11 protein-coding genes are annotated in these 7,556 nt (G+C 74.9%); 7 read left to right on the top strand and 4 right to left on the bottom strand.

Going from position 1 to position 7,556, the window contains the following annotated elements:
• Positions 1 to 118 precede the first annotated feature (118 nt).
• The 4 genes from V9U69_RS05210 (at position 119) to V9U69_RS05195 (ending at position 2,852) form a co-directional block, all read left to right on the top strand.
• On the top strand, positions 119 to 706 hold the full coding sequence (locus tag V9U69_RS05210; RefSeq protein ID WP_337060250.1) for a TetR/AcrR family transcriptional regulator: 588 nt from the start codon (positions 119 to 121) through the stop codon (positions 704 to 706).
• Between the two features lie 58 nt (positions 707 to 764).
• Positions 765 to 1,286, top strand: a complete 522-nt coding sequence (locus tag V9U69_RS05205; RefSeq protein ID WP_337060249.1) for an FBP domain-containing protein — start codon at positions 765 to 767, stop codon at positions 1,284 to 1,286.
• Between the two features lie 144 nt (positions 1,287 to 1,430).
• A complete protein-coding gene (locus V9U69_RS05200; RefSeq protein WP_337060248.1) occupies positions 1,431 to 2,066 on the top strand; it encodes a hypothetical protein in 636 nt (211 codons plus the stop codon).
• 33 nt (positions 2,067 to 2,099) lie between these two features.
• Positions 2,100 to 2,852: a glutamine amidotransferase gene (locus tag V9U69_RS05195; RefSeq protein ID WP_337060247.1), complete on the top strand. Its 753-nt coding sequence runs from the start codon at positions 2,100 to 2,102 to the stop codon at positions 2,850 to 2,852.
• A gap of 41 nt (positions 2,853 to 2,893) precedes the next feature.
• Here V9U69_RS05195 and V9U69_RS05190 read toward each other — a convergent pair whose 3' ends face one another.
• The gene (locus V9U69_RS05190) at positions 2,894 to 3,391 is read right to left on the bottom strand and encodes a Uma2 family endonuclease (RefSeq protein WP_337060246.1); all 498 of its coding nucleotides are present in this window, start codon (positions 3,389 to 3,391) and stop codon (positions 2,894 to 2,896) included.
• A gap of 65 nt (positions 3,392 to 3,456) precedes the next feature.
• On the opposite strand from V9U69_RS05190, the gene V9U69_RS05185 reads away from it, so the two are divergent.
• A complete protein-coding gene (locus V9U69_RS05185; protein WP_337060245.1) occupies positions 3,457 to 3,972 on the top strand; it encodes a hypothetical protein in 516 nt (171 codons plus the stop codon).
• A gap of 134 nt (positions 3,973 to 4,106) precedes the next feature.
• On the opposite strand, the gene V9U69_RS05180 is transcribed toward V9U69_RS05185, so the two are convergent.
• Together V9U69_RS05180 and V9U69_RS05175 are read right to left on the bottom strand one after the other, a co-directional pair.
• Complete coding sequence (locus V9U69_RS05180; RefSeq protein ID WP_337060244.1) at positions 4,107 to 4,619, bottom strand: PIN domain-containing protein; 513 nt, start codon at positions 4,617 to 4,619, stop codon at positions 4,107 to 4,109.
• Entirely contained in the window at positions 4,616 to 4,882 is a 267-nt protein-coding gene (locus tag V9U69_RS05175; RefSeq protein WP_337060243.1) for an AbrB/MazE/SpoVT family DNA-binding domain-containing protein, read from the bottom strand. The genes V9U69_RS05180 and V9U69_RS05175 overlap by 4 nt, the downstream gene beginning before the upstream one ends.
• A 271-nt stretch (positions 4,883 to 5,153) precedes the next feature.
• Between V9U69_RS05175 and V9U69_RS05170 the strand changes: the two genes are divergently transcribed.
• Together V9U69_RS05170 and V9U69_RS05165 are read left to right on the top strand one after the other, a co-directional pair.
• Complete coding sequence (locus tag V9U69_RS05170) at positions 5,154 to 5,474, top strand: SdpI family protein (protein WP_337060242.1); 321 nt, start codon at positions 5,154 to 5,156, stop codon at positions 5,472 to 5,474.
• A 295-nt stretch (positions 5,475 to 5,769) separates the two neighbouring features.
• Positions 5,770 to 5,955: a hypothetical protein gene (locus V9U69_RS05165; protein WP_337060241.1), complete on the top strand. Its 186-nt coding sequence runs from the start codon at positions 5,770 to 5,772 to the stop codon at positions 5,953 to 5,955.
• Positions 5,956 to 6,051: 96 nt separating this feature from the next.
• On the opposite strand, the gene V9U69_RS05160 is transcribed toward V9U69_RS05165, so the two are convergent.
• Positions 6,052 to 7,503 carry an aminotransferase-like domain-containing protein gene (locus V9U69_RS05160; protein WP_337060240.1) on the bottom strand — a complete coding sequence of 484 codons (1,452 nt, stop codon included), beginning with the start codon at positions 7,501 to 7,503 and terminating at the stop codon, positions 6,052 to 6,054.
• Positions 7,504 to 7,556: the final 53 nt, after the last annotated feature.

The following is a 7,556-nucleotide window of genomic DNA, read 5'->3' as shown; positions in this document are numbered from 1 at the left end:
GGCCGGGCACCCCGTGGGGTCCCCGGCCCTGGCTGCGTCCGGGGCGGGGGAAACCGCTGGACGCCCCGCCCTAGGGGGATTAGCTTCCTGCCTAGGAGTCCTAGGGAGAGGAGGGGTGGTGTCCCCCAGAGCGGGCCTGACGGCCGACCGGCTCGTGCGGGCGGCGGCCGACCTGGCCGACGAGGTCGGGCTCGAGCGGGTCACCGTCTCGGCGCTGGCCCGCCGCTTCGGCGTCGCCGACGCCAGCCTGTACTCCCACGTGCGCAGCGCCGCCGACCTGCGCCAGCGCGTCAGCGCGCAGGCGGCGACGGAGTTCGCCGACGTGCTGGCCGAGGCGATCGCCGGCGTCTCCGGCGCCGAGGCGCTGACCCGGTGCGCGCTGGCGTTCCGGCGCTACGTGCTCGAGCACCCCGGCCGCTACGCCGCCACGACCGTCCGGCTCCCGCCGGAGGTGGCGGCCGCCAGCGAGGGGCACCGGCGCATCGCGCAGCTGAGCTACCGGCTGCTCGAGGGCTACGACATCCCGCCCGGGGCGCTGACCGACGCCGTGCGGTTCTCCCGCAGCGCCCTGCACGGGTTCGTCTCCCTGGAGGCGGCCGGGGGCTTCGGCTCCGAGGGGGACCGCGAGGCGTCGTGGCTGGCGACCCTGCGCGGGGTGGACCGCGCCCTGGCGTCCTGGCCGCGCGAGGACGCGCCGGGCGCCTGACGCGCCGGGTGGATGGACGATCGACGAGTGCGGGCCGCGGGCCCGCGGAGGAGGAACCGTGACCGACGACGTGACCGGGACGAGCGCCCCACCGCAGGTGCTCACCGACGACGTGGTGCGCCGCGCGCTGCGCAACTGCAGCAAGGGCGAGGCCTCCCGGCTCAACGTGCCCGGCTGGGTGCGCGGCGTCGACACCGCTCTCGACCCCGTCGCGGGCTGGCGCGACGCGAAGGCGCCCGAGCGGGGCGTCCTGCTCGTCCTCGCCGGCGCCGACGTGCGCGGCCTGGTGCTGCGCGCGCCCAGCGGAGGGGCGCGCGCCGCCGCCATGTGCGACCTGTGCCGCACCACCCGCTCCGCCGGTGACGTGGCGCTGTTCGCCGCGCCTCGCGCCGGGGCGGCCGGCCGCCGCGGCGACACCGTCGGCGTGTACGCCTGCGCCGACCTGGCGTGCGCGCGGTGCGTGGAGGTCGTCAAGGGCACCCAGGCGCTGCGCCCCGACCCCGGGCGCACCGTCGCCGAGCGCCGGGCCGACCTCGCCCGGCGCGCGGGCGCCTTCGTGGACTCGGTGCTCGGCGGCTGAGACCGGCCCGGGAACCCGCCCCCGGGTGCGCGCCGGCCCGGTGTCGCCCGGGGCCCGCGGCCCGACTGGCGGCTCCCGTCCCCGCCCCCCAGGGTTGTCGTGTGCAGGAGCGCAAACGCGCACGTCGAACGGGAGGAGACCGAGGTGACCAGGGACCCGCAGGCGGGTGACGCGCGACGGATCGGGCGGTGGATCCTCGACCTCGCCCTGCTCGTCGCGGCGGGCAGCATCGCGGTGATGCTGGTCTCCGGGCGGTGGGAGGAGGCGGTGCGCTTCGGCCTGGTGCTGGCGGCGATCGTCGCCGCGCGGCTGGCGGCCGTACCGCCCTCGTTCGCCGGTGCGTTCTCCGTGTTCGTGCTGCTGGCCATGTGGGCGGGCGTGCAGCACTGGTACCGCGCCATCTCCTGGTTCGACGTCGTGGTGCACTTCCTCACCCCCGGCAGCATCGCCGCCGTGGCCTACTACGTGCTCGTGCAGTGGCGCCTGATGCCCGGCCCCCGCGACGTGCCCGCCCACCTGCGCTCGTGGGCGCCGGTGCTGTGGACGACGCTCACCGGCGTCACCATCGCCGTCGTCTGGGAGTTCTACGAGTGGACCGTGGAGCAGTTCAGCCCCCAGGGCATGATCGTGGGGTACACGGACACCGTGGTCGACCTGCTCGCCGGCCTGTCCGGTTCCCTGGTGGCCGGGCTGCTGGTGCACGCGCACGGCCGTTCCCGCCGCGGGCTCGTGCTCCCCGGTGACGCCGACCGGCGGACCCCGGCCGCCGCCCGTGCCTGAGGGCACCACCCCCACCGGCCGCGGGCCCGGCGCGTGAGCACCGCGCGCCGGGCCAAGCCGTTCGTCCTGCTGGCCACCCGTGAGCACGACGGCGTCGCCGACGCCGAGCACGCCGCCGTACTGCGCCACGGGGGGCTGCGCCCCGAGGAGCTCGTGCGGGTGCGCCTGGAGCGCGAACCGATGCCGCGGATCGACCTCGACGAGGTCTCCGGCGTCGTCCTCGGCGGCAGCCCCTTCTGCACCAGCGACCCCGAGGGGTCCAAGAGCGAGGTGCAGCACCGCGTCGAGCGGGAACTGGCCGCGCTGCTGGACCGGGTCGTCGCCGCGGACGCACCGTTCCTGGGCGCCTGCTACGGCATCGGCACGCTCGGCGTGCACGCCGGCGGGGTGGTGGACCGCACCCACGGTGAACCCATCGGCACCGCTCCCGTCACCCTGACCGCTGCCGGGCGCGCCGACCCCGTCCTCGGCGCGCTGCCGGGCACGTTCGAGGCGTTCGTCGGGCACAAGGAGGCGCTGCGCGTCCCGCCCCCGGGAGCGGTCGTGCTGGCCACCTCACCCGCCTGCCCCGTGCAGGCGTTCCGCCTGCGGGAGAACCTCTACGCCACCCAGTTCCACCCGGAACTGGACGTGGAGGGGATCGTCCAGCGCGTGGGCGTCTACCGCGACGCCGGGTACTTCCCGCCGCACGAGCACGACGAGGTCGTCGCGCGGCTGCGGCGCTCGCGGGTGGAGGTCGCCTCCCGGGTGCTGCGCCGCTTCGCCGAGCGCTACCGGCGGCCTTGAGGCTGCGCGCCGTTCCCCGTCGACCCGTGCCGGTGCAGGTGTCAGGCCGGTGGGAGGACCGCGTGCAGCGCGTCCCTCGCCCACGCGACGGCGCCGGGGTCACCGTGCCAGGTGCTGGTGCGGGTCACCGGGTCGATGACGACGTAGGCGGGGATGCCCCACTCCGCGTACACCGCTCGCTCGGTGACCGTGTCCGTCAGGCGCGTGGACGGGGAGACGACCTCCACCGCCAGCAGCACCTCGTGCGCGTCCAGGTACGTGCCGCCCCCGGCGTCGGCGCCGGCCACGACGACGTCGGGGATCAGCAGGTCGCTCTCCCCGTCGCGGGTGTGACGCACGTTCGCGCCCGGGTAGACCGTCACGGTGCCCGGGGCAGCGCTGCGCAGCGCGAAGTACGCGTCCCCCACCACCGCCTGGTGGGTCGTGCCCGCCCACGGCGTCACCAGCAGACTCCCGTCGATGATCTCGTGCTCGGGCCAGGCGGTGTCCTCCGGCAGGTCCTCCACGCGGACCCGGCCCCGCACCTGCAGCGTGTCCACGGCACCCCTCCCGGCCACCCGTGCCCCGCCACCCGCTCGACGCCCCGCAGGACGATGATCCGATCATGACCACCAGAGGTGTCGTCCGCGACTGGCACGACGAAGAGGGCTGGGGCGTCATCGACAGCCCTCAGACGCCGGGCGGCTGCTGGGCCCACTGCTCCGCTGCCATGACCACCCAGGACGGGCTCCGTCCCGGCCAGGACGTCGCCTTCACCTGCGAACAGGGCGAGCAGGACGGGTACCACTACCGCGCCCAGCGCGCGTGGCCCTGGGGCCAGGACCCGGCTCAACGGCCGGGGACCACCGTGTTCAACGACCGCAGCGGAGCCTTCACCAGCAGCCTCACCCTCACCTACGACGACCCGGCCGCCGCCGAAGCCGCAGGAGCCCCGCCGGCGGGGACGACGCACTGGCCGCCACCAGCGACGCCGGTCCTGGGCACGGTGACCATCACCGTCTTCGAGAGGGCCCCGGGACGCAACGAAGTCCGCATCGACACCCGCGGCACCCTGAACGAGCAGCTGGTGGACGCAGCCATCGCCGAACTGCAGCAGGTGCGTCAGCAGCTACCCGACTGAGCCGACGTCCGGCTCCACCCATCAGGCGGTGAACAGCAACCTCACGGTCACCCCGCCGTCCGCGGGGACTCCAGCAACTCGTGGAAGCGCACCGTTGCTCTTGGCCGTGGCGCCTTCGCAGCGTGCTGCACGACTCAGCCGGCGCGGTAGTCGTAGGTGTTCGACTCCATGCGCTCTGACACCTGGATCACGAACTGGTCCGTCGTCACGAGCGTGTCGTGTCGGGCTTCGGCGGCGGCCATGGCGATGCGGTCGCCGAGCGAGAGTCGTCCGACCTTGCGGCCCGCATCGAGCTCGGTTTGCCGGGTGACCTTCTCCGCGTAGAGGACCTCTGCGATGTGCGCGGCTTCTGCGAGGCCGAACGGGACGATGCGGATCCCCGCACTGCTCAGGTCGTCGCCGATGCTGCGGGCTTCCTCGTCCAGTCCGAACTTCCGGCTGAGGACCGTCGCGACCTCGACCACGGTGGGGGCCGTGACGTTGACGACGGTCAGGTCGACGGTCGCGAACACGTCATCGATGCGGGCGCGACTGTCAGCCGTCTCCTGAGCGTCCGGGTCGAGCCAGGACAAGACGGCGCACGCGTCGAGCAGCAGCGGTGTTCCCAGCGGTGAGCCGGCGATGACGGCGCGGGGGCCCTCGCTCACTCGACGCCCTTCTCGGCGAGGGCATCGGTCTCTTCGCCGTGGTACTCGGCCCACGCCTGCTGGGTGGACACGCCGCCACCCTCGCGTCGGTACTTCGCACGAACACGGGCCTGCATGGCGGCGCGGGTCTCGAAGACGATGCGGCCGGGACCTTCGGCGTGCGGGATCAGCTCGGAGCCCTCGGTGATGCCCGCCGCAGCGAGGACCTCGGCGGGCACGACTGCTCGCCGCTTGGAGTCGATCTTCAGTGCCTGCGCACTCATGGGCCCACCGTACGCTCATCGGTGGGACGCGTCTCGCACTGTCCCACTCAATGCGGCCGTCTGCTTCGCCGTTCCGAACCGGCAGCGACAAGACCAGGCGACTTCACGGTCATCCCGCTTCCGCGCGTGACCACTGCCGTCAGTGGCGCGCGATCACGGCGATGAGCAGACGCCGTGGTAGGTGGGTCTTGCTGCGGGCGGAGGTGTCGGCAACGCTCCTGCAGAGCTCAAGGCGCGATGAAGCGACGGGGCGGCCACAGGGGGGCAGAACGTGGGCGACGAGGTCTTCTTGTGCTGGACCGCTCACCACGCGACGCGTCCATCGGTCCGGTACGAGCGTGCTCCAGGTCTGCGCACGCCAGCCACCTTGCGGTCCAGGCGGGCCTGGCTGGCGGCGCACGAGAAGATCGCCCCGCTGCTGTGGGCCGCCGGTGTCGGCAGCATCGTCTACGCAGGTGCCGCAGCGCTGTGGCTGGCTGCGCAGGAGCGTGGAACCGCCGATGGCTTCGCCGCGGTGTGGGCACTGCTGCTCTCGCCCGTGATGGTCAGCGCCGTACGGCGTGGGCAACGCGCGGCTCGCCGAGTGGACTGACCTCCGCTGTGACCACTCAGAAGGCGTGAACGCGCTCTCGTCCCGCGATGAGGGTCCTCTCCCCACCGGCCTCACGAGGTCAGGTGCAGCCGCAAGGCGTCGTCGAGGGCGTCCAGCGCCTCGAACGGCGACCGCCCCCGCGCCGGTCCCAGCCGGTTCACCGAGGCGACACCGACCTGCTCGGCCTGGGCCTCGGAGGAGACGCGCTCACCACCCTGGACCGCGGAGGTGGACGGGAGGAGAGTGGACGGACGAGCGCTCAGTGCGTCCCGGCTCGATCGGAGGAGTGGTCACCGTGAGTGGAGACCAGGCGGTCGAGCGCACCGGCGCGCGAGCCCCGCACGACCCCCGGCAGCGCTACCGCGCCCTGCCCGAGCCGATCCGGCTCGCCGACGTGGTCGAGACCCAGGAGTCCCAGCCCGTCCCCGACCCCACGGCGGGTCGCGACCCCGAGCGGGACTTCATGCTCCGCTACCTGTGAGGGGGCGGGCGCGGCTCTCGACGCGCGCGTGACGCTGCCGGCCGCGCCCCTGCGCGCGCCGGGGACCCGCACCCGGCACGGTCCGCGCGAGCGGCCCTAGAACGCCGCGGCCAGGCGGCGCACCGCCTCCCCGACCTGCGCGGTGGGCAGCCCCGCCACGCACAGGCGCAGGTGCGCGGTGTCCTGCTCGGAGACCACGTAGTGCCGTCCCGGGCCCACCGCGACGCCCTCGACGAGGGCGCGGCGGGCCAGCTCCACGTCGTCGACGCCGCGCGGCAGCCGCACCCACATCGAGAAGCCCCCGCGCGGGCGCGTCCAGGAGCACTCCGGCAGCTCCCGCGCCAGCGCCGAGCACGCGGCGTCCACCCGCGCCGAGAGCGCGGCGGCCAGCGCGCGCAGGTGCGCGCCCCACCCGGCACCCGTGACGAGCTCCACCGCGGTCTCCTGCAGGGGGCGGGAGACGAACAGGTCGTCCACCACCCGCAGCGCCGAGATGCGCTGCGCCACCGGGCCCCTGGCCACCACGCACCCCACCCGCAGGCTCGGCGCCGCGGCCTTCGTCAGGGAGTTCACGGTGATGACGCGCCCGTCGGTGTCGTCGCGCAGCAGCGACGGCGGCGGCGTGGGACCGTGGCCCAGCCAGCGCGCGTAGTCGTCCTCGACGACGAAGGCGCCCGCGGCGGCCGCGGCCTCCAGCACGGGGCGCCGCCGCTCGGCGGCCAGCACCGAGCCGTCCGGGTTGGCGTAGGTGGGCTGCACGTACAGCACCCGAGAACCGGTCGTGGCGAACGCCCGCTCCAGCAGGTCCGGGCGCACGCCGTCGGCGTCGGAGGGCACCGGCACCGGCACCAGGCCCGCGCTGCGCAGCAGGGAGATGACCCCGGGGTAGCCGGGCACCGCGACGAGCACGGGGCTGCCCGCCGGCACCAGCGAGCGCAGCACCGTGGACAGCGCCCCCTGCCCGCCGGGGGTGACGAGCACGTCCTCGCGGTCGGCGCCCAGCTGCCCGGCGAACCAGGTGCGCAGCTCCGGCAGGCCCGCCGGCGGCGGCACCGACCACGCCTGCGGGCGGCGGGCGGCGCGGGCGCTGGCGGCGGCCAGGCGCGAGGTGGGCTGCAGCGCCACGTCCAGGTAGCCGCGGGCCATGTCCAGGACGTCCTCGGGCGGGGCGCTGAGGGCGGCGACGACCCCGCCGGCCTGCACGGGGGAGGCGCCCAGGGCGACCTGCTGCCAGCCGGTGTCCGCGGTGGTGGTGGCGGTGGGGCGGGCCACGAAGGTGCCCGCGCCGGGGCGGGTGACGACGGTGCCGTCGGCGACGAGCTGGTCGATGGCGCGCTGGACCGTGACGGGGCCCACGGCGAGCTCGGCGACGAGCGTCCGGCTGCTCGGCAACCGGGCCCCCGTGGGCAGGGCACCCGCCCGCTCCCGGAGCGCGGCGGTGACGCGTTCCACACTGCTACCGGACTGCATGGTGCTGAAGAATAGTGCTTCTTCGTCGCTCGTCGCCTGGGTGGGATGAAGGTCCTCCTGCCCGCTACCGCCGCTCACCGCGCGGGTCCGTCTCCGCTACCGTCCGGCAGTGCGGGCCACCGGGTCCCGCG

The organism is Kineococcus sp. G2, from assembly GCF_037154035.1.
Lineage (GTDB): Bacteria > Actinomycetota > Actinomycetes > Actinomycetales > Kineococcaceae > Kineococcus.
Note: the sequence above shows the minus strand (reverse complement) of the source record. Positions and strands in the feature narration are given on the sequence as shown.

Bases quoted from the DNA above. Each gene is read 5' to 3' on its own strand.
- V9U69_RS05185 (WP_337060245.1), top strand. From the start codon at position 3,457: ATGACCACCAGAGGTGTCGTCCGCGACTGGCACGACGAAGAGGGCTGG.
- V9U69_RS05175 (WP_337060243.1), bottom strand. From the start codon at position 4,882: ATGAGTGCGCAGGCACTGAAGATCGACTCCAAGCGGCGAGCAGTCGTG.